This is a genomic window from Vreelandella nigrificans (genome assembly GCF_002374315.1).
Classification (GTDB): domain Bacteria; phylum Pseudomonadota; class Gammaproteobacteria; order Pseudomonadales; family Halomonadaceae; genus Vreelandella; species Vreelandella nigrificans.
In genome coordinates, this window is the sequence record NZ_NWUX01000015.1 from 24,621 (window position 1) to 51,513 (window position 26,893).

Below are 26,893 nucleotides of genomic sequence, written 5' to 3' on the forward strand. Positions count from 1 at the left end.
TTTGATGTGAAGTGCTTTGATGTGAAGTTCATGTGTAACGTTAAACAGGGGAAGTCACCCTCCCCTGGTATTGACGCCAGCCAGTTATCAGCTCGCCATATCGAGTACAATACGGCCCTCGATTTTGCCGTCGATCATACGCTGAAAAACGTCATTAATATTGTCCAGCGTATCGGTTGCCACCGTTGCCTTGACCTTGCCCTCAGCGGCGAAGTTCAGCGCTTCCTGCAGGTCGCTGCGAGTGCCGACGATAGAACCACGAATGGTAATCCCATTGAGCACCGTGCTGAAAATCGGCAAAGGGAAATCGCCCGGTGGTAAGCCATTGAGTACCAACGTGCCCCCACGGCGTAGCATATTCTGGGCTTGGTCGAATGCCTTAGGCGATACCGCCGTCACTAGCGCGCCATGGGCACCGCCTATGGTTTTCTTCAGGTAGGCCACTGGATCAGTTTTCATGGCATTAACGGTTACGGTTGCACCTAACCGCTCGGCCAAGGCTAACTTACCATCGTCGATATCAACAGCGGCAACGTTCAGGCCCATGGCTTTGGCGTACTGCACCGCCATATGGCCCAAGCCACCAATACCCGAAATCACCACCCATTGACCGGGCCGGGTATCGGTCATTTTCAAGCCTTTATAAACGGTCACTCCAGCACACAGTACAGGGGCTATTTCTACAAAATCGACAGCATCTGGAAGGCGCCCTACATAGCCTGCATCTGCAAGGGTGTAATCCGCGAACCCGCCATTCACGCTGTAGCCGGTATTCTGCTGGGACTCGCAAAGTGTCTCCCAACCACCTAAACAGTGCTCGCAGTAGCCACAGGCAGAGTAGAGCCACGGTACACCGATGCGATCACCCTCTTTGACATGGGATACGCCAGCCCCCACGGCGACCACATGTCCGACACCTTCATGCCCTGGAATAAAAGGCGGCGAGGGCTTCACCGGCCAATCTCCATGGGCTGCGTGTAAATCCGTATGGCAAACCCCAGAGGCCGCCACTTTCATCAACACCTCCCCCTGTTTAGGGCGCGGCACGTCTACTTCTTCTATCACCAACGGCTGGCCGAATTCGCGTACGACCGCCGCCCGCATTGTGCTATCCATGATGCGACTCCTAATGATGTTTAAATGTGGCAGTTAATCACTGCTATTATCGGTAGCGTGGGCGTCAGGGGGTAGCAGAAGCGCCCGGCAACGTGGCCGGGCGCTATTACTGCAAGTTAACCTATTAGAAGAAACCTAGCGGGTTAATATCGTAGCTCACCAGCAGGTTCTTGGTTTGTTGGTAGTGCTCAAGGGCAACTTTATGAGTTTCGCGGCCTACGCCTGACTTTTTATAACCGCCGAAGGCTGCGTGGGCAGGGTACTGGTGGTAACAGTTGGTCCATACACGACCAGCTTGGATACCACGGCCCATGCGGAAAGCGACGTTGATATCACGGCTCCATACGCCAGCGCCCAGTCCGAACTCTGTGTCATTGGCAATCGCCAGCGCTTCTTCCTCGTCCTTAAAGGTGGTCACTGCCACCACCGGACCAAAGATCTCCTCCTGGAAGACACGCATCTGGTTGTTACCCTTCAACAGCGTGGGTTGGATGTAGTAACCACTGTTAATGCTGTCGTCCAGAGTTTCTTTATCACCGCCTGTGAGGAATTCTGCGCCTTCATCCCGAGCGATATCCATGTACGACATGATTTTGTCGAATTGCTCTTGAGATGCCTGAGCGCCCACCTGCACATCAGTATCTAATGGGTTGCCACGTTTGATGGTTTTTGTACGCTCAATAACCTTGGCCATAAACTCGTCGTACATGCTCTCCTGGATCAGCGCGCGAGATGGGCAGGTACATACTTCACCCTGGTTAAAGAACGCTAGCACTAACCCTTCGACAGCTTTATCAATAAACGTCGGTTCGGCGTTCATGATATCGGCAAAGTAGATATTGGGGGACTTACCACCTAGCTCTACGGTGGAAGGAATAATGTTTTCCGCCGCACATTTAAGGATGTGCGCCCCAACTGGCGTTGAGCCAGTAAAGGCAATTTTGGCGATACGCTTACTTGTGGCCAGTGCTTGGCCTGCTTCTGCGCCAAAGCCATTAACAATATTCAGCACCCCGGGTGGTAGCAGGTCACCAATGACTTCCATCACTTTCAAAATTGAGGCGGGGGTTTGCTCTGCGGGCTTCAAGACCACACAGTTGCCCGCGGCCAGTGCAGGTGCGAGCTTCCAGGCAGCCATTAAAATCGGGAAGTTCCAGGGGATAATCTGCCCAACCACGCCTAATGGTTCATGGAAATGGTAGGCCACGGTGTTAGCATCGATATCCGCTGCAGTACCTTCCTGAGAACGTAGGCAACCCGCAAAATAGCGGAAGTGATCAACCGCGAGGGGTATATCAGCATTGAGGGTCTCACGAACCGCTTTACCGTTATCCCAGGTTTCCGCAACAGCGAGCATTTCTAGGTTTTGCTCAAGCCGGTCGGCAATCTTAAGTAGGGTGTTGCTGCGTTCTTGAACCGAGGTTTTACCCCAGGCTGGCGCTGCTTTATGAGCTGCATCCAGCGCTTTTTCAATATCTTCAGCGCTAGAGCGAGGAATTTCGCAGAATACTTGTCCGTTAACAGGGCTAATATTGTCGAAGTATTGACCATTCACTGGGGGCACAAACTCACCGCCAATGTAGTTTCCGTAGCGTTTTTCAAACGACACAACGGAACCCGCGTCACCTGGATTGGCGTAGATCATCGTAAAGCTCCTGAGTATTATGATTATTAAAAGCTGCCTACTCAGTGTTGAACACATAGGCTGTTAGCGATATAGCCCGATGGCAGGACGCACCCTCATCCCTTGGTAGGAGACGCCATGTACTCGCTGTTAGTGGCAGATGACCACCCGCTGTTCCGCGATGCGCTGCATGCGGTGGTTAGCGCCGGACTCGCCGACACCCAGCTATTTGAGACAGATAACTTGGCTGGGGCGATTCACTTCATAGAGGCGCACGATGGACTGGATTTACTGCTACTCGATTTAAGCCTGCCCGATGCTGAAGGACTGGAGGGGCTAAAAACGCTAAGAACGCACTGCCCATGGCTCCCCGTTGCGATTGTTTCCGCTCACCAGGAGCGCCAGTTAGTGCTGGATGCCATTACGCTGGGGGCCGTCGGCTATATCCCCAAATCAACACCTAGGGAGCAGTTGCTGGCAGCACTAACGCAGATACTTCAGGGCCAGCTCTATTTACCCGCTGATATCATGCGCCGGCCTCCGCCGCCCAATGCGGCACGGTCTTTATCAGCCGTGCCAGCAGAGAAACAGATGCGTTTGGCACGCCTAACTGATAAGCAGCAGGATGTATTGCGCTACATGGCCCAGGGGATGTCGAATAAGCAGATAGCTAGGGAGTTGTCGATTGCTGAAACTACCGTAAAGACCCACGTGTCGGCGATCTTGCGTAAGCTTGGTGCTACCAGTCGGGTACATGCGATTGTGATTGCCAGCGAGGAGGAGCTGCCCCACTCTTTCGCCAAGCGTTAAGCGCCTGACCTAGTAAGTCTTTTAAGCGAGCCCCTTCAAGGGCTATCGAGTAGCGTGCCCAGTAGCATCCGCAAACGTAGCGGTTTTAGCGGTTTCAGCAAACAGTGCATGCCTGCTTCTCGGGTGGCGCGCTTTACCGCTGCTTCATGGTTGGCAGTAATGACAACCGTCGCAAGCCCAGGGTAGCGTCGCCGCAGCCGGGTGGCCAAATCAATACCGTTTTCACGATGCTCACCTAAGTGGTAGTCCACCAGCAGCACAGCGGGGCGCTCTCCGTCGCTAACCGCTTCTAAAGCGCTTACGGTGGCTGCCGCCCGCACACGACATCCCCAACTGCCCAGCAACGCCTGCATACCTTCGATAATCGCGGGATCATCATCAATCACCCACACTACACATCCCTGTAGCGGGTCATCGTACTCCCAGGCGCTGCGAGCTACCGCGCTGGCTTTTTTGTCGCCACCACTCCCAGTGATGCTAGGGGCGTATGGCACCAAAATAGAAAAGAGTGACCCGCGTCCAAGCGTTGAGGTAAGCGTAATAGGATGGTCCAACATCGTGCTGATACGATCAACAATAGCCAGACCCAACCCTAGCCCACGGCTATGGTTGTTATGCGGCTGACTTGCCCGGCGGAACTCAAGAAAGATGGCTTTACGCTGAGGTTCGGGGATACCGGGGCCGGTATCGCCCACAATAATTTCCAGGCCTTGAGGGCGTCGGCGACAACCAAGCAGCAGGTGACCCTGTTCGGTGTAGCGCACCGCATTGCTTAGAAAGTTACGTACCACGCGCGCCAGCAGCGCCAAATCGGACTCTACCTGTGCACTAGAGGGCACATAGCGCAGGTTAAGGCCACGCACCGCCGCCACCTGCTGATACTCCTCGGCTAGCGCGTCCAACAACGTACTCACTGCAAAGGGGGCTTTGTCGGCATGCAGCACGCCAGCATCCAAACGGGAAATATCCACCAGCGTACCCAGCAGCCCCTCCACATCTTTTAGCGAGCGCCCTATATGCCCAACTAACGCTTGGGAGGCTTCCGGTAACGCATGGGTTTCCAGGGCGCTGGCAAACAATCGCGCGGCGTTTAGGGGCTGTAATAAATCATGACTGACAGCCGCCAAGAACTTTGTTTTGGAAAGGTTCGCGGCTTCTGCTTCAGCATTAGCCGAAAGCAGCCGTGCATTGACCTGGCTCAGTTCATCCAGTGTACGGTGTAGCGCATCAGTGCGCTCACGGACTTGTTCGGCCAACAGTACCGAACGCTCAAACGCTGCATAAGGTGCGCTGTTAGGGCTGCCCCCCGACTCAACTCGTTCCATGAGCGCTTGGCAAACCTTGCGCAAGCGGCGGTTTTCTTCACGCAGCGCAGCGTTATCGGCCGTTTCGTTGCTATCTGCTGACAGCTGGAAGAGTGCCAAACGCCACCCCCGTAAAGGTTTGGTTAACGTGCATACCGTGATGCTGCTCACCGTATGTATTAAACCCTACTACCCGCGCTTGGCGCAGCAGCGCTGAGGCCTGATCAATTTGCTGCAAGGACTCCAGGGCCATGCGGCGCAGAAAACAGTCACAGCCAATAATTGCAGCGGCACTTCCCAGACGCTCCCTCACGCTGAGTAGCATCGCATTTAGGTCGTTTAGCAGCGGCGTAGGGCGCATTGCGGTTAGCACAATACCGGTCTCTACTGCACAGTAAAAACTCAGGCTGCCATCACTATTAACCCGCTGAATGGAGCGAATATAGTGCTGGCCGCCAAGGTGAACAGCGAGGGGGTGCTGGGCAAATATATTAGGCGTTAACTGATCGACACGGCACCCCACCAGTGCTGCATACACGTCACTAGCGGGTAGTCCGTTCAGCTCTAATACGCGGCGCTGTTCGCGATCAACATCAGTGACGACTAGCTTATGCGCTAGAGGAACAAGGTGGTGGCTTGAAAACACTTCAAACGGCAGCCGCGTGTTTAGCATGACGACCACAGCCGCACGGGTGTAGAAACGCCCATTGGCATAAACGTGGGTGCGCGCAAGGTGGTTATCATCCCCCGCCGAGCCACCAAAACTGGGAATACGCCCAAGTGCGGCGTCCAGCGTTGCCAGCACTTGTTCTTCACGGCTGGATAACCCATCAAGCAGGGTAAGCGCAAAGCTATGCTCATTGATGGGCGCAAGGTTCTGCTGACGGCAGCGCTCCAACAAGGCATCTACTAACGGTTGTGCACAAGCCAAGTCAAAGTGCTCAAGGTCATCAATTAGCGCTGTTTCTATGGCAAACACACGCCGATCAAACCCGATCGCCACTATTGAGCCACGGTCATACCCTTGAGGAGTGATCTCACCTGCGGTGGTACAGCCACTCATAGGCACTCCCCCAAACGCCTCATTGAGCGCATCAGCTAACGCTGGTAACGGGTACTCCGCACTACAAAAAAACAGCACGAACCCTAAATGCTCATGGCATAGCGCTTGGGCCAGCTCACGGGCCGCCTTTACCGGCTCTGGCTGCTTGCTAGCAGCGGTTAAGAGACCGTTATGCTTCAGGGAAGCCATCACGGCGCCACTTTTCCAGGGCTGCATGAGTGCGTGCTACGCTCTGTCGCAGCGCACTAAATATTTCATTTATTTGGTAAGCAGGGTGTGTTTTGTTGGCCATTAATAACTCCAGCCGTTTCGCCTGGGCCGCCAGCTGCTCTGCACCAACACTGAGCGACTCCCCCCTTAACTGGTGCGCTAAGCGTCCCACCTGCTGGGCTTGCGCATCGGAGAGCGTATCAGCACTGGAGAGATAAGCCCCAAGTTGAGCAACGTAATCATCTACTTGTTGATGATAGAGCATAATCAGTTGGGTGGTGCTTTCCTGGCCTAATGAGCTGAGCAGAGTCCGTAGCGTTGCGTTATTCAACAGCATTTGCCCCTCAGTGGTCGGGGCATACGAGGTAAACGAAGGCAACCGCTGCGATGAAGGTAATAGTTGCAGTGACAGTACGTTGCTCAGCGATAACAGGGAGAGAGGCTTAGTGATGTAGTCATTCATCCCTGCTGCAAGACAGCGCGCTCGGTCACCTTCAACGCCACCTGCTGTCATTGCCACAATAGGTACTTCTGCAAGCCAACCGCCTGCTTCGCGCAGTTTTCGGGTGACGGTCAGACCATCTATGTCGGGCAACTGGATATCCATAAAGATCAGGTGAACTTGTTGAGACTGAACCATTTCCAGCGCATCTTGCCCATTTTCGGCACACACTACGTCGCAGCCCAAACGTGATAACAAACTAATAGCGACTTTGCGGTTCACAGCATTGTCTTCAACTAGTAGCAGTGATGTGCCATGGAAGTCCCTAGTCGGTTCTGGCGGTAGCGGAGTAGCCACCGGATTAGTCTCAATTAAGGGGAGCTCACACCTAAATATACTCCCTTGGCCTGGGGTACTTGTCACCCACAAGCGCCCCCGCATGGCCTCACTCAAACGCTTGCAAATAGCAAGCCCCAGACCAGTACCGCCAAAGCGGCGCGCCACGCTTTCATCGGCCTGCTGAAAAGGTTCGAACAGCAGTGACTGCTGCTCTTTGCTTAAGCCACAGCCGGTGTCACTGACCTCAAACGTAAGCCAGTACACGCTGGTATAAAGACGTAGAGTCACCCTTCCATGGTCAGTGAACTTGATGGCATTGGCGATTAGGTTAAGCAGTATTTGCCGCAACCGGCCTGCATCTATCATGACCCACGCAGGCACCAGTGGATCGATGTGCAGCAATAGCTGGAGGCCTTTCGCCTGAGCGCGTGGCTCAAACAGCGCTATAACGCTATCAACCAATGGTTTGAGTGCCGTGGGGGACGTTTCAAGGGTCAAGTGCCCCGCTTCTATCTTAGAAAAATCAAGTATTTCGTTGATCATTGCCAACAGTTGGTTGGCACTGTCGTGAATAGTACGTGCGTAATCTTCTACTTGGGCAACGCTAGCGGGTTCGCGCAGCAGCTCACTCATGCCAATCACACCATTTAACGGGGTGCGAATTTCATGGCTGACCATGGCCAGAAAATCGGACTTCGCATGGTTGGCCGCCTGCGCCTGTTTGGCTGTTACTTCCAGCTGGCGACTCAATAGCTCCTGTTCACGACGCGACGCGGCACTCTCACGCATTTCGCGCACCAGAAACCCAATCACCAGCAGTACTGCTAAGCTCATGCCGATTAGCAGTGACATCAGGGCTTTATATAGCGTGCTTAATATCGCGCGCTCTTCCGTTGCAGATTCAGCCAGGTAGCCATTAACCGCAATCACAAAGCGTTCCGTAAGTCTGGTGAGCGCTTGCAGCTCAGTTTCTAACTCAGTGATCGGCAGTTGGGGAAGAGTATCATGGGGAGCCAACATGGGATCCAGCGTGTCTAGTTGCTGCTGAATATTGATCAGCAGCGCGTTTGCGGTCCTAATATTCTGCAGTATCGAATTAACCTCGCCCTCTTTCAGCAAGGTGATACGGCTGTAAAGCAGCTCAAAACGTAAGTTAAGCGCATCCTGCTCTGCTGGAGATACAGGCCCACGGGTTGCCGCCAACAGGTGATTAAGCAGTTGAACCGCGTCGCGATCCAGCTTATATACCACCCAAACCGTATCTTCCCGTAGGCTTTGGGTCAGGTTGTCTTGCCGCCAAGCAGCCAGAGCGGCGACCACCAGTGCCGCCGCGAACAGCAACACGGTAATCATAGCCACTAACTTAAACCGGCGAGGGTATCTAAGTAGACGGGGCGCTTTCGCAACTGGGTCGCTAACGGACATTAATTTGCATGACCTGCCAGACGGATCTAAAGCGGATTTTTTCGCTTAACAGCGCATCGTCTTGAGAGAAGGGATACAGCACCCATAACGGACCGTATTCACGGATAGGAATGGCTTTTTGGTCGCGCTCAAGCGCTAAAATAACGTCGTAGTCGTAAAAGTCGCTAAGTGGTATTTCTGCTTCATAACCATTCAGCGCCAACACATACACGCTTTCAGCCTCTGCGCCTAAATGCTCCAACAAAGTACGCATCAATGGCCCGCTATAGTGGCTGGTTCCCTCCGTCCAGGGAGTCCCCGTCTCAAAAGTGTGCTGCGGCAGTGCTAGTAGCATTTCTCTGTCAAAGTGCGCTTCTTTATCATTATCATCACCAGCGTTAGCTAGCGTAATATCGCCTACCACCGTCAGCATAACGGGCCCGCTGGGCTCCTCTAATAGCCCATGCATCTCAGCCAGACCCGCCTGGGGAATACTGAACGCCAGCATAATCCACCCCAACAACAACGCTTTCACAGCTATACCTCGTATCCAAGTGCCCTGTAGAACCCCTGCATGCTATGGGCATACAACCTATTACAGGCAATAAAAAAGAGACAGCGTGAGAAGAGTACGCCATCTCTTTTCGTAGGTCAGGCTAATTACAAACTTTTTCGTAGCTTAGCCTTTCATCTTAATGCCATTGAAGTACTTTTAGACAACGAACCGCTGTGCTAGGCAAAGGACTGCTGTTTTAGGCAAATCGCAGCTTAGGTTTTTAGCTCCTCAATTGGCTCAAAACGCACTAGGTCCTCATAGGCGTGCCAACTGGCATGGCCTAATACCGGCAGTATGAGCGCTAAACCGATATAAAACGTCATTACCCCTACTAGCACGCAGCCTGTCAAAATAGCGGCCCACAGCAGCATTGGGCGGAAATTACGTGCAACACAGCGCACACTGGCCTCAATACCTTCCATAAAGGTTAAGTCTTGATCCATCAGCGTTGGAATGGCCACAACACTAATGGCAAACGCACCAAACGCCAGGATGCCGCCCGCTACCGTGCCTACTGCCAGCATGCCAATGCCTTCTGGGGTGGTTAGCAGCGACGTATAAAGTGTGGCGGGGCTTGGCACTTCAAAGCCAAAAAACAGCGCAAACAGAAGCGTTGCCAAACGGATCCAGGCAAGAAAGAAAATCATCATCATCACGCCCATCATTGCTAGCTGGCCAGCATGGGGCTTCCAACTGCCAAACGCATCACCGAGACTGGGGACTCGCCCCTGCTCTAAAGCCCGGCTAATACCGTAGGAGCCTACCGCAACTAAAGGGCCAATAAACATAAACCCTGCAATCATCGGCAGTAGCCAATACCAATATCCAAGCGTAAAAGCCCCTACCGTGATAGCAATACTCAAGCCCACCCAAAACATCCCGTAGGATAAACTCACAGCAGTGGCACGCCTAAAATCTTCCAAACCTGCGGTTAGCCAAGCACGGGGGCGATCCATACCGATCTTATTAATCGTAATTTTGATGGTGGGCATATCTTTTGTCATCGGCGTCTCTGCATGGACTTGGTTTTTTGTCGTTGTTCCGTTCATGGCATAACTCCTGTGATTTACCAGAGCTGCATTCTTGCCTTTAACATTAATCCCAACTTAATGGATTAACGTCTATTTAATGTAGTTGAGCGCGAGGACGCCGAACGAAAACGGCACCAGTAAGTACAAAAATTCCACCATTACGGTCTTTAGCGCCAATTAAATTGATGCGTTAGCGCTCTCTAAACATCAAAAAGAGCATAAAAAAATCATTAAATATTCTTTTTTATTTTAACAGCACTGTTTTAAGGTATAGCGCTATTACAAACAGTTAAGGAGTGCTTCCATGGGCATGCACCTACGTGCTTGTTTTGCTCTTGCGGTAGCGTTAGGGGCGGCCAATTCCGCCATTGCAGAAACAAGACTGGATACCGACGCCTTGCAGCTTGAAGTGCTGGCGGGTAGCTGTGCAAATTGCCATGGCACTGATGGGCGCATGGTAGGCGCGGTACCAGCCCTGGCGGGCCGTTCTGCAGAGCAATTGGAAGCACGCCTGCTGGCGTTTAAGCATGAGGAAAATACCGGCGCCACTATTATGGATCGCATCGCTAAGGGTTACACCGATGAGGAATTGGCTACCTTGGCTGACTACTTCTCTCACTTACCTGCCACAGCGGAGCTAACACCATGAGTCAACCTTGGAACCGTCTTAGCCGCCGCCAGTTATTGAAAGGTTTAGGTGGCGCTTCAGCCCTTCCCCTGCTCGGTGCTATGCCGTCGTTGGCAATTGGGGGACAGCATGCTGGGCACGTAGTGGTTGTCGGGGGTGGCTTTGGTGGTGCGACAGCCGCCAAGTATCTCAAGCGGGCCAATCCTGCCATTAAGGTAACGCTCGTTGAACCGGCCGAAGTATTTTACACCTGCCCCTTCAGCAACCTTTTTCTGGGCGGCTTAAGGGATATGCGCTCTATTGCCCACAACTATGATGAGTTGCGACAACGTTACGGCGTTGACGTTATACATGCATTAGCCGAAGACATTGATGCCGATGCACACAAGGTTCGCTTATCCACAGGCGATACCTTGCGCTACGACCGTTTGGTGCTGTCCCCAGGTGTTGATATGCGCTGGGATGCATTAGATGGCTACGATGAAGCTGCCGCTGAAAAAGCGCCCCATGCCTGGAAAGCTGGCCATCAAACTACCTTATTAAAACAGCAGCTTGAAGCCATGGAAGATGGCGGCACCTTTATTATCGTGGCGCCAGACAACCCTTACCGTTGCCCACCAGGACCCTATGAGCGTGCCGGTATGGTGGCGCACTATTTCAAAGAGCATAAACCTAACTCTAAGGTATTGATTTTAGACGCCAAAGATAACTTCTCCAAGCAAGGTTTGTTCACTGCGGGCTGGCAGCGTTTGTACGGTGACCGTATCGAGTGGGTGGGTCTTTCCAATGATGGTCGCGTAACTCGTGTCGATGCAGATAATCTAGAAGTGGAAACTGAATTTGGTACACGCCATCGCGCCGATGTGCTCAACGTCATCCCTCCTCAGAAGGCTGGCTGGATCGCAGACCGCGCCGGAGTAACCGATAGTTCTGGCTGGGTGCCTGTCAAACCAGACACATTTGAATCGCAACAGGTGAGCGATATTTATGTAGTAGGCGACGCAACAGTAGCAGCGCCGATGCCAAAATCAGGCTTCTGTGCCAACGCCCAAGCCAAAGTAGTGGCCGCGGCGATTGCATCATCGCTGGAACAACAGCCAGCACCTACGGCCTACTGGGCCAATACCTGCTATAGCTTAGTTGGCCCTAATTACGGTATTTCTGTCGCTGGCGTGTACAGAGTCACCGACGGTGCAATTGCTGAGGTCCCTGGTGCAGGAGGCGTTAGCCCTGCCGACGCGCCGGACACGGTTCGGGCATTAGAGGCTGAGTATGCGGTTGGCTGGTACAATGCCATCTGCCAAGATACCTGGGGCACACAGGTATAAGTTAGCACTACGAACCGAGCCAGCACTTCTAGCTAGCACCTGCACTTCGAACCAGTGCGTCGACGGGCTACCTGAACGGTGGCCCGTTTTGTTAATTAGCCCACCATGTAATGTAAGGAGACTAGCATGAGTCATATTGAACTGACCCTGTGGGTAGGCGCGTTGATTGGCCTGCTGTTTGGCGCTGTTGGTCAGGCAAGTGGCTTTTGTTTACTCCGTGGCATTGCCAATACAGCCCAGGGAGACTCCCGAAAACTTCGCGCCTTTATGCTGGCAATGGCCATCGCGCTATTGGGAACCCAATGGCTTGCCGCACTGGACTACTTCTCACTGTCGGACTCGCTCTATATTATTCCCTCATTTTCATGGCTTTCACTGCCGCTAGGAGGCCTGCTGTTTGGCTATGGAATGGCGTTAGCTAACGGTTGCGGTGCGCGAGCGCTCGTCTTATTGGGAAGCGGTAACCTACGCAGTTTAGTTGTCGTAATGTGCCTTGGTATCGGGGCCTATATCGCCCTTTCCGGTGTACTTGCTCCAGGGCGTATCTACCTTGAACAAACCACCTCGATGACTCTGGCATCCCGAGATATTGCGGGGCTAGTCACGCTACCTGCGTGGGCCGTTGCAACGCCTATCGGCTTGCTCATAGCCGCCTGGGCATTTTCCAACGCAAACTTTCGCGCCTCACCACGTGATTGGATCAGTGGCCTTATCATTGGTGCTTTAGTACCCGCTGGCTGGTATGCAACGGGAGTGCTCGGCTTTGATGATTTTGAGCCAATGCGCTTAGCAAGCCTGACTTTTGTGGCGCCGATTGGTGCTTCCTTACAATATTTAATGCTCTCAACCGGCACTCGGCTAAGTTTTGGCGTCGCGGTTGTGGGAGGCATTATTATCGGCGCATTTGCCATGGCACTGGTCCGGCGTGACTTTCACTGGCAGGGGTTCCAGGGGCCTGGCCAAATGGCGCGCAGCATGACGGGAGCATTCATGATGGGGGTTGGCGGGGTATTGGCATTGGGCTGCTCAATCGGCCAGGGGCTAACCGGTATGTCTACGCTGGCACTACCCAGCATCATCGCGCTGCTGTGTATTATGCTTGGCGCCTATCTAGGGGTTAAAGGCCCGCTTTCGCTTGCTAACCTCACAAGCAGCCAGCAGTAGCCGCGCAGGTCGGATTGCATTCCGTTATTAAGGAGAGGCTTATGTCTCACTCATATCGCATAAAAACAGCGCTATCGCGTCGAAAAGTCCTGCAACACGGCGCTGCGGGCTTAGGATTAATACTGCTGTCGCCCTTTGCTTGGGCCAGTGAGGCTTGGCAGCAGCTTGATGCTGCCAAGCAAATTTTAAATGGCGCAACACCGATCACTCAAGGACTGACACTTGATTTACCGCATGTCTCTGAAGATGGTTCTGCGGTGCCCTTAGGTATTCAGTTCAATGGAGATTTAGCAGATGATGACTATTTAACCGATATTCACTTATTTGCAGCTGGCAACCCTCAGCCTGAAATTGCCACCTTTCGGCTTAATGAATTAAGCCGTTATCCCGATATAGCAACGCGCGTGCGACTCAACGAAACCCAGCACGTGGTGGCTATTGCCAAAAGCCATCAAGGGCAGACATTTGCGGTGTCACAGGAAGTGCGCATTACCGTTAGCGGTTGCTTAATGCGTAGCGAAGACAGCCAGACCGAACCTCTGACAAATCCCCGTGTCAGCGTTAACCAGCAAGTAGCTGCAGGTGACTCCTTAGAAGTCCGCACGCTGATTAATCACCCTATGGAAACGGGCCTTCGGGAAGACAGCAGTGGTGAGCGCTTACCGCGCCATATTATCGAGCAGTTTACCGTACGCTTAGGAGATGAGGTCGCTTTTGAGGCTGAGCTGCATCAATCCATTTCAGCTAACCCCTATTTGCGATTTCATCTGACGCCGCACCAAAGCGGAGAACTCGTATTTGAGTGGCAAGATGACCAAGATAACCAGGCTCGTCATACCAGTGAGCTCTCGGTCAGTTAACGTAATTAATTAGCTACTAGACATTATTCATCTGCCAAAACCAACAACGCCAAGCTTAAAGCCTGGCGTTGTTGGTTATGCTAGGTGCTACTTAGCGTACGATCATTACCGACACCTTGGCGTGGTGTACCACGTGCTCGGCATTTGGCCCCAGAACATAGTCAACAAATTTTCGCTTGGTATGTGATGCCATCACAATCAAATCAGCATCTATCTTTTTGCCTACTTTAATAATGGCTTCCCAAGGTGAACCATCGACAATCACGCTCTGCACTTTTACGTCTTCAGGCACATTCTCTTTAATAAACGCATGCTGGGCCTCCTTAATGGCCTCATGAGCCTTTTGGGAGAAGTTCTTAGGAAAATAAGCGCCCACCATGGGCATCTTAAATTCCGGCAGCACGGTCACAAGGTGTAACGAGGCACCGAAGGTCTGGCAAAGCGTAATAGCGGTCGGCAGTGCCTTTTGCCATGACGCTGGCTCGTTCAGATCAACAGGAAGTAATATCTTATTATACATAATGCCTCCGCTAGGCTACTGCAGCCGCCTTGTCTGGACGCCCAGTATTGCGGCGTCGACGCTGAAGAAGAACGACAAGGGCAAAAATGGCAAAGCCAGGTATCCACATCCACTCCTTCGCCCAACGATCCACAGGTGCTAGCACCTCAATGATCTCTTGGTCAAAGTCGAAACCCAGGTCCTGTGCCAAGCTGCCAAACTGAATAAAGTCGACAGTCGCCCGATCCCCTTCTACCCATAGTTCTATACCGAGCCTTTCCATGCGTTCTTCCCCGGTGTCGCCTCGTGGGACAGGCACAAGCAGATAGGTCGTCATGGGATCGCCGAAACTATCTTCTCCGGCAATTTGCACGCGTAAGCTGCTACCATCTTCTACTTGGCCCAGCACTTCAGCAAACTGGGAAGGTGGTATCGATTCATAGGGGTCATGGATTTTGTCCATCCAGAACCCAGGGCGGAAGAGCGTAAAGGCGACCAATAGCAGCAGTAGTGATTCATACCAGCGGCTACGCACTAACATATACCCTTGCGTGCCAGCGGCAAAAATCAGCATGGCAATGGTCGCGATAATAAACACGACAATCCCCTGCATAAACGACACGTTAATGAGCAGCAGGTCGGTATTAAAGATAAACAGGAATGGTAGTGCCGCTGTGCGCAGGCTGTAGTAAAACGCCTGGAAGCCGGTACGCAGTGGGTCGCCCCCTGAGACCGCCGCTGCCGCAAACGAAGCCAGCCCCACCGGCGGTGTTACATCCGCCATGATGCCAAAATAGAAAACGAACAAGTGAACCGCGATCAGCGGCACGATCAAGCCGTTTTGCTGGCCTAGCATGACGATAACGGGTGCCATCAATGCCGATACTACGATGTAGTTAGCCGTTGTCGGCAAGCCCATGCCTAAAATCAGACTGAGTAGCGCGGTTAGCAGCAGAATCAGCATCAGGTTACCGCCTGACAGGATTTCCACTACATCAGCTAACACCAGGCCAACCCCGGTTTGCGATACAGCACCTACTACAATGCCTGCTGTGGCGGTCGCAATACCGATACCAATCATATTGCGCGCACCAGCTACCAATCCATCCCACAGGTCTAAGCAACCTTCTTTCACATCATCGGCCAGCTTACTGCGCCCACGGAACATAGCGATAAGAGGGCGTTGCGTTACCATGATAAAGATCATGAATACGGTTGCCCAAAATGCGGATAGCCCTGGAGACAGGCGTTCCACCATCAAGCACCATACCAGTACAACTACCGGAAGAATGTAGTGCAGCCCCACCATGACGGTAGGTTTCGTCTGGGGAAGTTTGATGACTTTTGATGAAGGGTCATCCAACTCCAGCTCAGGGTAATTGGCGCCCACTTTTAACAGGCCAATATAAATCACCGAAAGGCCCACAGCGACAACCCAAGGGGTTGCATCACCCAGCACAGGCTTAAGCCACCCAAGGCCATAATAGACAGCAAATGAAAGCGCCATCAGCAAAATAAGGCCGGTTAGAAAACCAATTACCTTATTTAGCAGTGGGCGAACAGGATTGCTGGACGGCAACCCCGTCATGTTCGCCTTAAGTGCCTCAAGGTGAACAATATAAATCAATGCAATATAAGAGATTATCGCGGGCAAAAAGGCATGCTTAATAACTTCTACATAGGGAATGCCGACATACTCAACCATCAGAAAAGCAGCAGCCCCCATGACGGGTGGCATAATCTGACCATTGACTGACGAAGAGACCTCAACGGCACCAGCCTTTTCGGCACTAAAGCCAACTCGCTTCATCATCGGAATCGTAAAGGTACCCGTTGTCACCGTATTGGCGATCGACGATCCCGAGATCAACCCGGTCATACCTGACGCAACCACAGCGGCTTTGGCAGGGCCACCTTTAAAGTGCCCAAGCATCGAGAAGGCAACTTTTATAAAATAATTCCCAGCTCCAGCTTTATCCAGCAGTGCCCCGAAGAGTACAAACAGGAAAACAAAACTCGTGGAAACACCAACAGCGATGCCAAAAACACCCTGGGTACCTAACCACTGGTGGTTAATCAAGCCGTGAAGGCTAACACCACGGTGGGCTAGTATGCCCGGCATGTGTGGGCCGAATAGCGAATAGATAATAAACAAACCTGCCACTACCATTAATGGCGGTCCAAGCGCTCGTCGCGCCGCTTCTAGCAATAGCACGATGCCGATAACGCCAACCACCACATCTTGGGTGATGGGGCGCCCCGGCCGCTGGGCAAGATCTGAGTAAAATAAGAAGAGATAAGCGCCACAGAAAGTAGCCACTGCTGCGAAAAGCCAGTCTTGTAGTGGAATGCGATCTCTAGGCGATCGCTTTAGCGCTGGGTAGGCCATAAAGGCCAAAAAAAGCGCAAATGCCAAATGGATTGAACGGGCCTCAGTCGCATTAAATACGCCGAAGCCAACCATATAAGGAAGTGGCGATGCAATCCATAGCTGAAACAGCGACCAGGCAGCTGCAATACTAACGAGCAGCTTACCGGGTATTCCTAGGGGTTTCCTTGCCCCTGTATCGCTGGATGCGACCATATCCTCCAGGTCGTTCCCAGCGGCTGCCGAAGGGTGTTTGTCATCACGCATACGCTTGCCCTGCCTAATGGTCAGCGCTGAGAATCAGCGCTTTCAACAAGAAGCGCGGACACCCAGGGTGCCCGCGCTCCATCACTCACAATGAACGCTACTCATCTACCGCTATGAGCGTCATGTTACCGATTTACTCGATCCAGCCACGCTCGCGATAATAACGCGCTGCACCATCGTGTAGCGGAGCGGTTAAGCCGTCAGAGATCATGTCTTCTTCATTCAGGTTTTCAAACGCTGGGTGTAGACGCTTGAAACGATCGAAGTTTTCGAAAACAGCTTTCACTGTTTCGTAAATAATGTCTTCGTCAACGTCTGTAGAAGAAACAAAGGTTGCTGCTACACCAAAGGTTTCAACGTCTTCATCGTTACCACGGTACAAACCACCCGGAATAACGGAACGGGTGTAGTAGGGGTACTCTTCAATCAGGGCATCAATTTCATCGCCCGTCACTGACACAATGCGCGCATCGATCGTGGTAGTCGCTTCCTGAATAGAACCGTTCGGGTGGCCTACCACGTACACCATAGCATCGATGTTGTTATCAGAAAGTGCCGCAGCCTGCTCAGCAGCGTCCAGCTGAGATGCTAACGCAAAGGTGCCCTCATCCCATCCAAACGCATCCATGACCACATCCATGGTATTGCGCTGACCAGAGCCGGGGTTGCCGATATTGACACGCTTGCCAGGGAAATCGCTGATGTTTTCGATACCGGAATTAGCACGGGCAACAACCGTTAGTGGCTCACCATGCATGGTGAAGACAGCACGCATATCTTCCCAGGCGCCATCTTCTTCGAAGTTGGCTTCGCCGTGGAAAGCACGGTACTGAACGTCAGACTGCACGACGCCCATGTCCAGCTCGCCGCTCTTCATACCATTCACGTTGGCAACCGAGCCGCCGGTAGAGGGAGCGTTACAGCGAATGTTGTGCTCGTCGCTACCGCGGTTGACCATACGGCAGACCGACTGGCCCACCACATAGTAAACGCCGGTTTGACCGCCGGTACCGATGGTAATGTAACGTTCCTGAGCCACTGCCGGAGAAGCAAAGCTGGCCGCTGCTATCAGCGCGCCTGAAAAGGCAGCGGTAGAAAATACATGGCGTTTCATGGAAATACCTCTTTATCTTGATGTTATGAGCGTTATGCGCTTTGAACCCACCTGCAGAACGGTTCCCCTCAGGTGCATCTACTTCAAAACGTTTTCAAGACAATCTTTTGCAAGCACCAAAAGCCAGTGCCAACTGTTACTACTTTAGCGAAAAAAGATGCATTTGGCGAAATACCATTGTTTCTCAAGAGCTTTGTCTCTCAAGAACTTGGTTATCTCTCAAGAACCCGGTTATCTCTCAAGAACCCGGTTATTTCTCAAGCACTTAATTGATTCTCAAGCACCTGATCGCTTAGCAAGCGCCTGAAACCACTGCACAGTTTAACGCTCTGTGCTTTGAGTCTAGTCGTCTTAAGCGTTTAGTAGGCGTTAATTGTGGTAACCGCGAGAAGGTATGCGCGTCACGCATACCCCATGTAGGTTTGTAGACACGAACTTTCTCCCATGTACTACCTCGCTCGCGCGCCCCCAATATCTAAACGTTATAGCCCAACACCGTGGGTAACCAAAGCGCAATACCAGGAAAAATGGCGACCAAAGCGAGCGCACAGCCCATAGCAATGACAAATAGCAGTGCCCATCCAATGGTATGCTCCAGGCGGATTTTGGCGACTTCAGTCGTCACCATCAAATTCACCGCTACCGGTGGAGTGAACTGCCCAATGGCGATATTCATGGCCAATAAAATTCCAAACCATACCGGGTTCCACTCAAAGTGCTGCATAACCGGGATAAGGATCGGCATCATGATCAGATAAATTGAGATGGCATCCAGCAGCATACCCGCCACCAGCACCGCCAGCATCACCAAAATAAGCAGCAATACGCCGTTATCGGTCAAACTAATGATCCACTCTGCCAAATGGCGAAAGGTACCCAGCATAGTGCCCGCCCAGGCAAAAATACCCGCCAGGGAGATAATCAGCATCACAACCCCGGAAATAATCGCCGCCTCGCCAAGCAGTTCCCATAAATCCCGTAGCGAAAGCTCCTTGGTCAAAAATAGACCTACCAACGCCCCATAGGCCACCGCCACTACGGCGGCTTCCGTTGGTGTGAATAGACCTGAGCGGAGCCCGCCCAGAATCAGTACGGGTGCAAACAGTGCCGGTATCGCCTGTTTAAAGGTGGTGCGTACGCTGAGCTGTTCGGCCCCCTCTACTGGCGTGCCCCCCTCCCAACCGTAGCGCTTGGAAACAATCATTGCAGGCACAAGTAGTGCTAATCCAGCCAAAATACCGGGAAACAGGCCCGCCGCGAACAGTGCGCGCAGATCAACACCCGGCACGACGATTGAGTAGAGAATCAGCGCTACCGAAGGGGGAATAAGAATCGCCGTAGACGCAGAGGCGGCAATAAGCGTGGCCGAAAAAGGCTTGGGGTAACCCGCCTTGGTCATACTAGGCAGCATCACCATGGCAACGGCCGCTGCATCTGCAGGGCCAGAGCCACTCATGCCCCCCATAATCATACATACCAGCACTGCGACCAATGCCAAACCACCATGGCGCGGGCCAATCAGAGCCTGAGCAAAGCGGACTAAGCGTAGCGCCACGCCAGAGCGCTCAAAAATAAGCCCAGTTAAAATAAACAGCGGTATCGCAATTAAGGGGTATTTAGCGATGCTGTTATAGGTATTGGTACCCAGCGTCGCAAGCATATCCGGTGATAGCCCAATCACAATACCTACCGCCCCGGAGAGCGCCAGTGAGAAGGCGACTGGCACACCCGCAATCAACAGCCCTGCGAAGGCGAGAATCATCCAAACATCAGGCGTCATTGTTCAACTCCCCCTTCAAACGGTCACGGGTTTGCTGAATCAAGCGCCAAAGCATAGCGGTGGTCAGCACCGGCAGCCACACCAAGTACCACCACTGGGGAAGCCCCAACCCTGGTGACAATGACTGCCACTGTTGCTCCTGCCAGGCAAGCTTGCCGCCATACCACGTAATCAAGCCCAAAACGATAGCACCGCAAAGTGCTTGAAAAAGGATTAAGGCGGAACGGTACTTGGGCGGTAGCACCCGCTCCAGGAAGCCAATACGAATATGCCGGTTACGCCGTAACGCCACGGAAGCGCCAGCAAAGGTCAGTACCACTAACAGAAAAACGGAAAACTCTTCAGTAAACGAAAAAGAGCCTCCCGTAATGTAGCGAGTAATGACATTTCCCAGGCTGATCAAGGAGATAATAATTAATGCCAGCGCGCCCAACCAACGTTCAGGGCGAGCATCAGGAAAGCCTTTCATGACAGCCTCACAGCAAAAAAGCTACCGACCCCAAGGGCCGATAGCGAAGAACGGCATAGCGTGCGTTTAACGAGCGTCGATCGCTGTCTGGGCAGCATCTACTAACGCTTCACCAATCCGCGGTGCCCATTTTTCATAAACCGACTGGGTAGCATCCACAAAGGCCTGGTACTGCTCATCCGTTAATTCAGTGACGGTAACACCGCGCTCCTGAATAGCTGCCAAGCGCTCACTCTCCTCTTCCCGGGTCATGGCAATTTCCCATTCACCGGCTTCCTGAGCGGTTTCGCGTAAAAGCGTTTGCTGCTCTTCACTCAAGGAACGCCATACCTGCTGATTGACCGCAAAAATCAGCGGGTCATTCATATAGTTCCAAAGCGTTAAATACTCCTGGCCGACTTGATCAATACGCGCCACATCAAACACGGATAGTGGATTTTCCTGGCCATCCACAGCGCCAGTAGTCAGTGCGGGCTGCGCGTCGGTCCAACTCATTTGCGTGGGATCAGCGCCAAGTGCAGAGAAGGTATCTTGGAACAGCGGTGAGCCGACAACACGAATTTTCAGGCCATCCAAATCACCTGGCTCACTAATCGGCCCACGGGAGTTTGAGACTTGGCGGAAGCCATTTTCGCCCCAGGCCAGCGGGATCACGCCACGGGACTCAATCGCTTCAAAGATCATTCCCCCCGCTTCGCCACCAGTTACTGCATCAACCGCGGCTTCATCGGGGATGAAAAATGGCAAAGAGAAAAGGTTCAGTTCCGGCACCTGCGGCGACCAGTTAATGGTCGAACCCACAGCAGCATCGATTAGCCCTGAACGCATAGCGGAAAATTCGCGGGTTTGGTCACCAGAAACCAACTGGGAGTTAGGGTACACCCGTAGCGTTAACTCACCGCCGCTGCGCTCCTCCACCAACTCTGCCCACTTCTCTGCCGCCTGTCCCCAGGGGAAAGCATCAGATAAAACGGTAGAAACAGAGAGTTCGCGTGCTTGTGCAGAAAGAGCAGTACAAAGCAGTGCAGCGCCAGCCAAGCCAGCAGTGAAACGAGCCATAGAGCGTGTCAGCGTCATGGTAGGTCCTTTTTTAGCTATTTTTATGATGAGCGTTTTATGGTGTGCACGTAGGTCAGTTGTGAGGCTTTTAAAAAGCCTCACCTATTGTATGCACTTAGCGTGTGAAAGGAACACACCAAAGGTCGGGATACGTGGGGAAGGGACACAATAGTAGATGACAACACCCACCGCCAGAGCAACCTCCGCTTGCTTGACCATAACTCGACCTTGGTCATAGCTAAAATTCTTAGGTGCTGCACTCAGCTTCTACAGCCCAGCCCACCGATGCCTTTAGCATCAGCGGGCCAGGCGCTCAGGTTGCTTATAAATGCCCTACTAGAGCTCCCGTACCCATATATTGCGAAAGCTAACGGCGGCATCATGATCCTGCAGGTAGATAGGTGCGCAGCCGTGGGCTTCGTTGTAGTTGGGTTCGCCAATCCACTCGGTGGTGCCTTGCACTTCAACGTGATGCTGGACCACTACACCGTTATGCAGCACGGTAACGTAGGCAGGCGATTCAAGAGTGCCGTCATCATCAAAACGCGGTGCGGTGTAGAGGATGTTATAGCTTTGCCACTCCCCAGGCGGGCGCGATGCGTTGACTAGCGGGATATGCTGCTTATAGATGGATGCAGCCTGGCCATTGGGGTAGGTCGGGTTGTCGTAGGAGTCGAGTACTTGAATTTCATAGCGCTCTTGTAGAAAGACACCACTATTACCCCGGTCTTGGCCATCCATGCCATCAATATCCTCTGGCGAGCGCCACTCCAGATAGAGCTGCACATCACAGAAGTCTTGCTGAGTACGAATGCCACCAGCCCCACGATTCACCGTCATAGCGCTGCCTTCCAGGTGCCACTTGGCTGGCCCGCCCTCTTCGCCCTCCCAGGCGTCCAAGCTGGTGCCATCAAAGAGCACAATCGCATCCGATGGAACCCCCGAATCAGGTACCAAAACCGTAGTGGGCACCGGCTCCCACACTTCGGTTTTAGCAGCTTGCTGCTCGGGTGTCAGCGCCTCTTTCGGTGCACCCTCCTGGGCTACGCTGTCGAATGCCAACAAACTGCCGCAGGCCAAGAGGCATAGCGCCTGCGTATAGGAGCAAGCTTTTAGATCGTGTGTGCGTTGATTGTTCATCATGCTCTCCGTTGCATTATGTTGCCCAGGCAGGCTCGCCGTTATAGGGTGCGCAGCCATCGTAACGGCCTGGGACCGCCTCATAGCGCAATACTTCTTTAGCGCCGACCTCTGAAGTGAAGAACCCGAACAGGGTTAATTGCTTCATCATGGTGAAGTGGTGAGGCAGCGCTTCCACACTATCCGCTTGCTGCTGGGAGCCTTGAGTGTCCGCTGTTTGGTTTTGAGCGGTCTGGGTTTCCGTGCTCTGTGCTTCGGCGGACGTTGGTTGCTCTCTGTTGGTTTGTTCCCGGGCATGCATCATCGCTTCACGGTCTAACTCGGTGACAAGTGCTAAGCGCTGCTCGCCACTTAACCCCATAAAGTCACTCTCATAGGCCGCTCGGCTACGCGTATCAAGCTGCGCTAAACCAAGATGAAAGGTTTCACGCTCTGTCGGCGTATAGCAAGCGCTGACAAACACCGCCATAAACTCCCCAACACCCGCATCTTTTGCACCTGGGGTATCGGTTTTCGGCAGAATGGTTTCGGCAAGCTCGTTCAGCCGTTGCACATCGTCATCGCTAAACAGGTGTTCTGCTTGCCCAGCATCACTAAAGGCAAACAAAGATTTACCACCGATCATTGCTGTACCGGTCGTAAGAGCGATCAATTTGAGTAGTTCGCGACGGTTCATGACAAGTTCCCCCGCTTTAGCTCTTCCACAGCAAAGTCCACCGCCCGAGCAGTTAGCGCCATATAGGTCAAAGAAGGGTTCACACACGAGGATGACGTCATGCAAGCGCCATCAGTAACAAAAACGTTGGGGGCATCCCACACTTGGTTGTGACTATTGAGCACTGAAGTTTTCGGGTCTCGGCCCATCCGCGCCGTGCCCATTTCATGAATGCCCATGCCCGGCGCGTAATCGCCCTCTTCACCTTTAACGTTTTTCACGCCGGCAGCTTCAAATAATTCGACCGCATCCCGAACCATATCCCGACGCATATCGCGCTCGTTCTGCTTAAGTTCGACACTGATGGACAGCACCGGCAATCCCCACTTGTCACGAATGGAGTGATCAAGAGAGATGTGGTTGTCATGATCAGGAAGCATCTCACCGAAACCCGTCATGCCAATCCTCCAACTTCCCGGCTGGGCCAGTGCTTGTTTAAAATCAGCACCAATATTGAGTTCGGCAATTTCGCGATCCCATCCCTGGCGGCTGGCCGACCCTTGGTAACCAAAGCCACGCACATAGCCACGTTGCTCATCGCCGACATTACGAAAACGCGGAATATAGAAGCCTGCAGGGCGGCGCCCGAAGTAATACTGGTCGAGATAGCCTTCAATATCGCCACTGGCACCGCAGCGGAAGTGGTGATCCATCACGTTGTGACCCAGTTCGCCGCTGCTACTGCCCAGTCCACCTTCCCAAACATCAGTGGCGGAGTTCATCAAAATCCAGGTGGTGTTGAAAGTTGAGGCATTGAGAAACACCACATCCGCCGTGTACTCGTGGACCTCATGAGTTTCGGCATCAATGACTTCTACGCCCCGCGCCCGTTTGCGGTCTTTGTCATACAGCACCTGACTGACAATCGAGAAAGGCCGCAGGGTTAAGTTGCCCGTTGCCACAGCAGCAGGAAGAGTCGCGGACTGGGTGCTGAAATAGGCGCCATAGGGACAACCTAACCAGCATTTATTGCGGTATTGGCAGCCTACTCGGTTTTGCTCCGGTTTTGGCTGGGTGATATTGGCCACCCGGCTGTGGATAAGATGACGCTGCCCACCAAAGGCATCTTCGATGCGCTTGGCAATATCTTTTTCCACACAGTTAAGTGGTATCGGGGGTAGAAACTCGCCATCTGGCAGAATATCCAGCCCTTCCCGAGTACCCGCAATACCAGCAAAACGCTCAACATAGTCGTACCAAGGGGCGAGATCTGCATAGCGAATCGGCCAATCAATGGCGATGCCTTCACGCTCATTGGCCTCAAAGTCCATAGGGCTGAGCCGGTAGCTTTGGCGGCCCCACATGAGAGAGCGTCCACCTACGTGGTAACCACGGAACCAGTCAAAACGCTTCTCTTCTACATAGGGGTTTGCTTGTTCATCGGCCCATAACCCCATGGTTGATTCATTCAGCGGGTAATCACGCTTCAATACGGGGAATTTGGCGATCATTTCTTGGGTGGGTTGATCACGGTGGGGATAATCCCAAGCCTCTTTATTGGCATTATGGTAATCCTTCACATGCTCGATATTGCGCCCACGCTCAAGCAATAAAACTTTTAAGCCCTTTTCGGTTAGCTCTTTAGCGGCCCAGCCGCCGCTAATACCTGAACCAACCACGATGGCATCGTAGTGATTATCTGGCATGGTGGTCTTCCTTATTGTGTTGTTGTTTTTCGCGTTGGAAACGCTAAATCACACATCGCAGAGCTGAATGGCGGCCCGCAGTGATGCGATTTTTTCTTGTTGGCTAGTACGGTCGGGAAGAAACTCCTGGGCGATATAGCCCTTAAAGCCGGTATCGCGAATAGCACGACAAATCGCGGGGTAGTTCAGCTCTTGGGTATCATCTATCTCATGGCGACCAGGTACACCAGCCGTATGGTAATGACCGAAAAAGTGATGGTTTTCGCGGATAGTGCGAATGATGTCCCCTTCACTTATCTGCATGTGATAGATGTCGTAGAGCAGTTTGAAGTTGGGTGAATCAAGCCGCTGGCAAAGCTCGATTCCCCAGGCGGAGTTGTCGCAGAGGTAGTCAGGGTGGTCGATTTTGCTGTTGAACAGCTCCATCTGTAACACCACGCCGCCCTCTTCCGCGTGGGGAAGTATCTGCTTTAACCCCGCCTCAGCATTGTCCAGCCCCTGCTCGGGATTCATCCCCCTCGCATTACCGCTAAAGCAGATTAGGTTGGTGTAACCTGCCTGGCTGACTAAGTCGATATGATTGAGATAACGTTCAATCAGCTCTGAGTGAAAACGGCTATCTCCCCAGCCATCCTCAAGACTCAGTTCTGCGCCATTACACATGGAGGAGTCGAGCCCATGTCGCTGTAGCACAGGCCACTCGTCGGGCCCTACTAAATCAATGGCCTTAATGCCCAATTGAGTTGAGAGCTGGCACAGCTCCTCAAGGGTCAGAAAATCGAAGGTCCAGCGGGCAACTGCATGGTTGATATTGCCCTTTAAAGCTCGTTGGGCAGGTGCATCATCGGCTAGGGCTCGAGTCCCGATATAAGGGAGAGCAGTCAGGCCGATAGCACTGGTGATGGTATTGCGCAGTAAGCTGCGTCTATCAATAGGGTAGCGCTTCATAAAGTATCCTCGCAGTTGTCATCTAACAGAGATGGCCTGTGCGTGTATCACTCTTCTCGAAGCGCGGTTAGCTTCTCCTGTAAAAAGCGGTTTCCTTCGGTAATCACCGCTTCTGCGTCTAGCGGCATATCGTGTTCAATGATGTACCACTCCACACCGGCGGCTTCGATAGCAGGTAGTATCGAATCCCAATCCAGTACTCCCTCGCCAAGCGTGGCGAAACCACCCTGATCCTCAGCAGTTCCCTCAGGGGCGTTATCCTTGGCATGCACGGAAAAAAGTCGGTCATCGAAACGTGCGATATACTCCACCGGATCAAGCCCACCTCGCGCCACCCAAGCGATATCTAACTCAGCCAGCAAATCGGATCCGGCAGCATCAAACAGGTGCTCAAGTGCGGTTTTATCACCGTACATTTCCATCTCGAAGGCATGGTTGTGGTACGCCAGCCGGAAACCTTCGGCACCTAGCGTAGAGGCGATTTCTCCTAGCTCTTCACCCAACGCCTGCCAGCCTTCCGCGTCATCGGGACGAGCATCTTCAGCCAAGTACGGCAACGTCAATGTGTCGTTACCAATCGCCTGATTAAAGGCCACCGTTTCTTCTAGGCGGTGGCGCAGGTCATCCAGCGGCACGTGGCTGGAGATCACCGCGAGTGAATACTCTTCTAGCAAAGCGTTAAGTTCATCAACAGAAACGTCCTGGGTGCCCACCGTTTCAATTGCCAAAATACCCGCCCTGCTCACTGCCGCTAATTGCTCCTCAAGAGAGCCAAAATCACGCAGCGTATACATCTGAGCGGCAATGGGTAATTCGGCAGAGTTCACTGCTTGCGCTTGGGCAAAACCAGCGGTGCTCAGCATTGAAAATGTCAGCACACCGGCAGCGAACAGCACCTTGAAACCCACAGGGCCTGGGTGTAGCGGGGTATCCATATCCACCTCATTATTGTTGGATTGTTATAGGCTGTAAAACACCGAACCACAAAATGTAATCGGTTACATTTTTT

At 52.8% G+C, this 26,893-nt stretch carries 23 protein-coding genes; 5 read left to right on the forward strand and 18 right to left on the reverse strand.

The features are described 5' to 3' along the window. Window positions 1-87: 87 nt before the first annotated feature. Complete coding sequence (gene adhP, locus CPA45_RS15250) at window positions 88-1,116, reverse strand: alcohol dehydrogenase AdhP (RefSeq protein WP_208858526.1); 1,029 nt, start codon at window positions 1,114-1,116, stop codon at window positions 88-90. Between the two features lie 124 nt (window positions 1,117-1,240). Beyond that, on the reverse strand, window positions 1,241-2,761 hold the full coding sequence (exaC, locus tag CPA45_RS15255) for an acetaldehyde dehydrogenase ExaC (protein WP_096652913.1): 1,521 nt from the start codon (window positions 2,759-2,761) through the stop codon (window positions 1,241-1,243). 117 nt (window positions 2,762-2,878) lie between these two features. Here exaC and CPA45_RS15260 point away from each other — a divergent pair, with 117 nt between their 5' ends. Continuing rightward, a complete protein-coding gene (locus CPA45_RS15260; RefSeq protein ID WP_096652916.1) occupies window positions 2,879-3,550 on the forward strand; it encodes a LuxR C-terminal-related transcriptional regulator in 672 nt (223 codons plus the stop codon). Window positions 3,551-3,585: 35 nt separating this feature from the next. On the opposite strand, the gene CPA45_RS15265 is transcribed toward CPA45_RS15260, so the two are convergent. The 5 genes from CPA45_RS15265 to CPA45_RS15285 form a co-directional block, all read right to left on the reverse strand. Beyond that, complete coding sequence (locus CPA45_RS15265) at window positions 3,586-4,974, reverse strand: ATP-binding response regulator (protein ID WP_096652918.1); 1,389 nt, start codon at window positions 4,972-4,974, stop codon at window positions 3,586-3,588. Next, the gene (nosP, locus tag CPA45_RS15270; protein WP_096652920.1) at window positions 4,946-6,106 is read right to left on the reverse strand and encodes a nitric oxide-sensing protein NosP; all 1,161 of its coding nucleotides are present in this window, start codon (window positions 6,104-6,106) and stop codon (window positions 4,946-4,948) included. The genes CPA45_RS15265 and nosP overlap by 29 nt, the downstream gene beginning before the upstream one ends. After that, complete coding sequence (locus CPA45_RS15275; protein WP_096652922.1) at window positions 6,087-8,333, reverse strand: ATP-binding protein; 2,247 nt, start codon at window positions 8,331-8,333, stop codon at window positions 6,087-6,089. The genes nosP and CPA45_RS15275 overlap by 20 nt, the downstream gene beginning before the upstream one ends. Continuing rightward, window positions 8,323-8,820, reverse strand: a complete 498-nt coding sequence (locus CPA45_RS15280) for a putative pterin-binding protein (protein ID WP_096653066.1) — start codon at window positions 8,818-8,820, stop codon at window positions 8,323-8,325. Before CPA45_RS15280 ends, CPA45_RS15275 begins: the two co-directional genes overlap by 11 nt. Before the next feature lie 260 nt (window positions 8,821-9,080). Then, window positions 9,081-9,917: a DUF2189 domain-containing protein gene (locus tag CPA45_RS15285; RefSeq protein WP_078086397.1), complete on the reverse strand. Its 837-nt coding sequence runs from the start codon at window positions 9,915-9,917 to the stop codon at window positions 9,081-9,083. A gap of 286 nt (window positions 9,918-10,203) precedes the next feature. Here CPA45_RS15285 and CPA45_RS15290 point away from each other — a divergent pair, with 286 nt between their 5' ends. The 4 genes from CPA45_RS15290 to soxZ all read left to right on the forward strand — a co-directional run bounded on the left by CPA45_RS15290 (window position 10,204) and on the right by soxZ (window position 13,879). Then, window positions 10,204-10,548, forward strand: a complete 345-nt coding sequence (locus CPA45_RS15290) for a c-type cytochrome (protein WP_096652924.1) — start codon at window positions 10,204-10,206, stop codon at window positions 10,546-10,548. Further along, entirely contained in the window at window positions 10,545-11,855 is a 1,311-nt protein-coding gene (locus CPA45_RS15295; protein WP_096652926.1) for an NAD(P)/FAD-dependent oxidoreductase, read from the forward strand. The genes CPA45_RS15290 and CPA45_RS15295 overlap by 4 nt, the downstream gene beginning before the upstream one ends. Before the next feature lie 126 nt (window positions 11,856-11,981). Then, window positions 11,982-13,019, forward strand: coding sequence for a YeeE/YedE family protein (locus CPA45_RS15300; RefSeq protein WP_096652928.1), 1,038 nt, complete (start codon window positions 11,982-11,984; stop codon window positions 13,017-13,019). A gap of 41 nt (window positions 13,020-13,060) precedes the next feature. Then, window positions 13,061-13,879 (forward strand): thiosulfate oxidation carrier complex protein SoxZ, encoded by an 819-nt coding sequence (gene soxZ, locus CPA45_RS15305; RefSeq protein ID WP_096652930.1) that lies wholly within the window; start codon window positions 13,061-13,063, stop codon window positions 13,877-13,879. A gap of 91 nt (window positions 13,880-13,970) precedes the next feature. On the opposite strand, the gene CPA45_RS15310 is transcribed toward soxZ, so the two are convergent. The 11 genes from CPA45_RS15310 to CPA45_RS15360 all read right to left on the reverse strand — a co-directional run bounded on the left by CPA45_RS15310 (window position 13,971) and on the right by CPA45_RS15360 (window position 26,819). Continuing rightward, entirely contained in the window at window positions 13,971-14,399 is a 429-nt protein-coding gene (locus tag CPA45_RS15310) for a universal stress protein (protein WP_096652933.1), read from the reverse strand. Window positions 14,400-14,409: 10 nt separating this feature from the next. Further along, window positions 14,410-17,013, reverse strand: a complete 2,604-nt coding sequence (locus CPA45_RS15315; RefSeq protein WP_096652936.1) for a TRAP transporter permease — start codon at window positions 17,011-17,013, stop codon at window positions 14,410-14,412. A gap of 133 nt (window positions 17,014-17,146) precedes the next feature. Beyond that, complete coding sequence (locus tag CPA45_RS15320) at window positions 17,147-18,127, reverse strand: TAXI family TRAP transporter solute-binding subunit (RefSeq protein WP_096652938.1); 981 nt, start codon at window positions 18,125-18,127, stop codon at window positions 17,147-17,149. Between the two features lie 475 nt (window positions 18,128-18,602). After that, window positions 18,603-19,907 carry a TRAP transporter large permease gene (locus tag CPA45_RS15325; RefSeq protein ID WP_096652942.1) on the reverse strand — a complete coding sequence of 435 codons (1,305 nt, stop codon included), beginning with the start codon at window positions 19,905-19,907 and terminating at the stop codon, window positions 18,603-18,605. Next, the gene (locus CPA45_RS15330; RefSeq protein WP_096652944.1) at window positions 19,897-20,376 is read right to left on the reverse strand and encodes a TRAP transporter small permease; all 480 of its coding nucleotides are present in this window, start codon (window positions 20,374-20,376) and stop codon (window positions 19,897-19,899) included. The genes CPA45_RS15325 and CPA45_RS15330 overlap by 11 nt, the downstream gene beginning before the upstream one ends. Window positions 20,377-20,442: 66 nt before the next feature. Continuing rightward, complete coding sequence (locus CPA45_RS15335; protein ID WP_096652947.1) at window positions 20,443-21,453, reverse strand: DctP family TRAP transporter solute-binding subunit; 1,011 nt, start codon at window positions 21,451-21,453, stop codon at window positions 20,443-20,445. A gap of 318 nt (window positions 21,454-21,771) precedes the next feature. Further along, entirely contained in the window at window positions 21,772-22,575 is an 804-nt protein-coding gene (locus CPA45_RS15340) for a 3-keto-disaccharide hydrolase (RefSeq protein ID WP_096652949.1), read from the reverse strand. A 16-nt stretch (window positions 22,576-22,591) separates the two neighbouring features. Beyond that, window positions 22,592-23,251, reverse strand: a complete 660-nt coding sequence (locus CPA45_RS15345; RefSeq protein WP_096652951.1) for a gluconate 2-dehydrogenase subunit 3 family protein — start codon at window positions 23,249-23,251, stop codon at window positions 22,592-22,594. Next, on the reverse strand, window positions 23,248-24,936 hold the full coding sequence (locus CPA45_RS15350; RefSeq protein WP_096652953.1) for a GMC family oxidoreductase: 1,689 nt from the start codon (window positions 24,934-24,936) through the stop codon (window positions 23,248-23,250). Before CPA45_RS15350 ends, CPA45_RS15345 begins: the two co-directional genes overlap by 4 nt. Window positions 24,937-24,984: 48 nt before the next feature. Continuing rightward, window positions 24,985-25,884: a hydroxypyruvate isomerase family protein gene (locus CPA45_RS15355; protein WP_096652955.1), complete on the reverse strand. Its 900-nt coding sequence runs from the start codon at window positions 25,882-25,884 to the stop codon at window positions 24,985-24,987. 47 nt (window positions 25,885-25,931) lie between these two features. Further along, a complete protein-coding gene (locus CPA45_RS15360; RefSeq protein WP_096652957.1) occupies window positions 25,932-26,819 on the reverse strand; it encodes a sugar phosphate isomerase/epimerase family protein in 888 nt (295 codons plus the stop codon). Between the last annotated feature and the right edge of the window lie 74 nt (window positions 26,820-26,893).

Excerpts from the sequence above, each read along its gene's own strand:
- CPA45_RS15330 (WP_096652944.1), bottom strand. The coding sequence starts at position 20,376 with ATGAAAGGCTTTCCTGATGCTCGCCCTGAACGTTGGTTGGGCGCGCTG.
- CPA45_RS15315 (WP_096652936.1), bottom strand. The coding sequence starts at position 17,013 with ATGCGTGATGACAAACACCCTTCGGCAGCCGCTGGGAACGACCTGGAG.
- CPA45_RS15355 (WP_096652955.1), bottom strand. The coding sequence starts at position 25,884 with ATGAAGCGCTACCCTATTGATAGACGCAGCTTACTGCGCAATACCATC.
- CPA45_RS15325 (WP_096652942.1), bottom strand. The coding sequence starts at position 19,907 with ATGACGCCTGATGTTTGGATGATTCTCGCCTTCGCAGGGCTGTTGATT.
- CPA45_RS15320 (WP_096652938.1), bottom strand. The coding sequence starts at position 18,127 with ATGAAACGCCATGTATTTTCTACCGCTGCCTTTTCAGGCGCGCTGATA.
- CPA45_RS15360 (WP_096652957.1), bottom strand. The coding sequence starts at position 26,819 with ATGGATACCCCGCTACACCCAGGCCCTGTGGGTTTCAAGGTGCTGTTC.
- CPA45_RS15340 (WP_096652949.1), bottom strand. The coding sequence starts at position 22,575 with ATGAACAATCAACGCACACACGATCTAAAAGCTTGCTCCTATACGCAG.
- soxZ (WP_096652930.1), top strand. The coding sequence starts at position 13,061 with ATGTCTCACTCATATCGCATAAAAACAGCGCTATCGCGTCGAAAAGTC.
- CPA45_RS15335 (WP_096652947.1), bottom strand. The coding sequence starts at position 21,453 with ATGACGCTGACACGCTCTATGGCTCGTTTCACTGCTGGCTTGGCTGGC.
- exaC (WP_096652913.1), bottom strand. The coding sequence starts at position 2,761 with ATGATCTACGCCAATCCAGGTGACGCGGGTTCCGTTGTGTCGTTTGAA.
- CPA45_RS15280 (WP_096653066.1), bottom strand. The coding sequence starts at position 8,820 with ATGCTGGCGTTCAGTATTCCCCAGGCGGGTCTGGCTGAGATGCATGGG.
- adhP (WP_208858526.1), bottom strand. The coding sequence starts at position 1,116 with ATGGATAGCACAATGCGGGCGGCGGTCGTACGCGAATTCGGCCAGCCG.
- nosP (WP_096652920.1), bottom strand. The coding sequence starts at position 6,106 with ATGGCTTCCCTGAAGCATAACGGTCTCTTAACCGCTGCTAGCAAGCAG.
- CPA45_RS15260 (WP_096652916.1), top strand. The coding sequence starts at position 2,879 with ATGTACTCGCTGTTAGTGGCAGATGACCACCCGCTGTTCCGCGATGCG.
- CPA45_RS15285 (WP_078086397.1), bottom strand. The coding sequence starts at position 9,917 with ATGAACGGAACAACGACAAAAAACCAAGTCCATGCAGAGACGCCGATG.
- CPA45_RS15350 (WP_096652953.1), bottom strand. The coding sequence starts at position 24,936 with ATGCCAGATAATCACTACGATGCCATCGTGGTTGGTTCAGGTATTAGC.
- CPA45_RS15345 (WP_096652951.1), bottom strand. The coding sequence starts at position 23,251 with ATGAACCGTCGCGAACTACTCAAATTGATCGCTCTTACGACCGGTACA.
- CPA45_RS15290 (WP_096652924.1), top strand. The coding sequence starts at position 10,204 with ATGGGCATGCACCTACGTGCTTGTTTTGCTCTTGCGGTAGCGTTAGGG.
- CPA45_RS15295 (WP_096652926.1), top strand. The coding sequence starts at position 10,545 with ATGAGTCAACCTTGGAACCGTCTTAGCCGCCGCCAGTTATTGAAAGGT.
- CPA45_RS15300 (WP_096652928.1), top strand. The coding sequence starts at position 11,982 with ATGAGTCATATTGAACTGACCCTGTGGGTAGGCGCGTTGATTGGCCTG.
- CPA45_RS15275 (WP_096652922.1), bottom strand. The coding sequence starts at position 8,333 with ATGTCCGTTAGCGACCCAGTTGCGAAAGCGCCCCGTCTACTTAGATAC.
- CPA45_RS15310 (WP_096652933.1), bottom strand. The coding sequence starts at position 14,399 with ATGTATAATAAGATATTACTTCCTGTTGATCTGAACGAGCCAGCGTCA.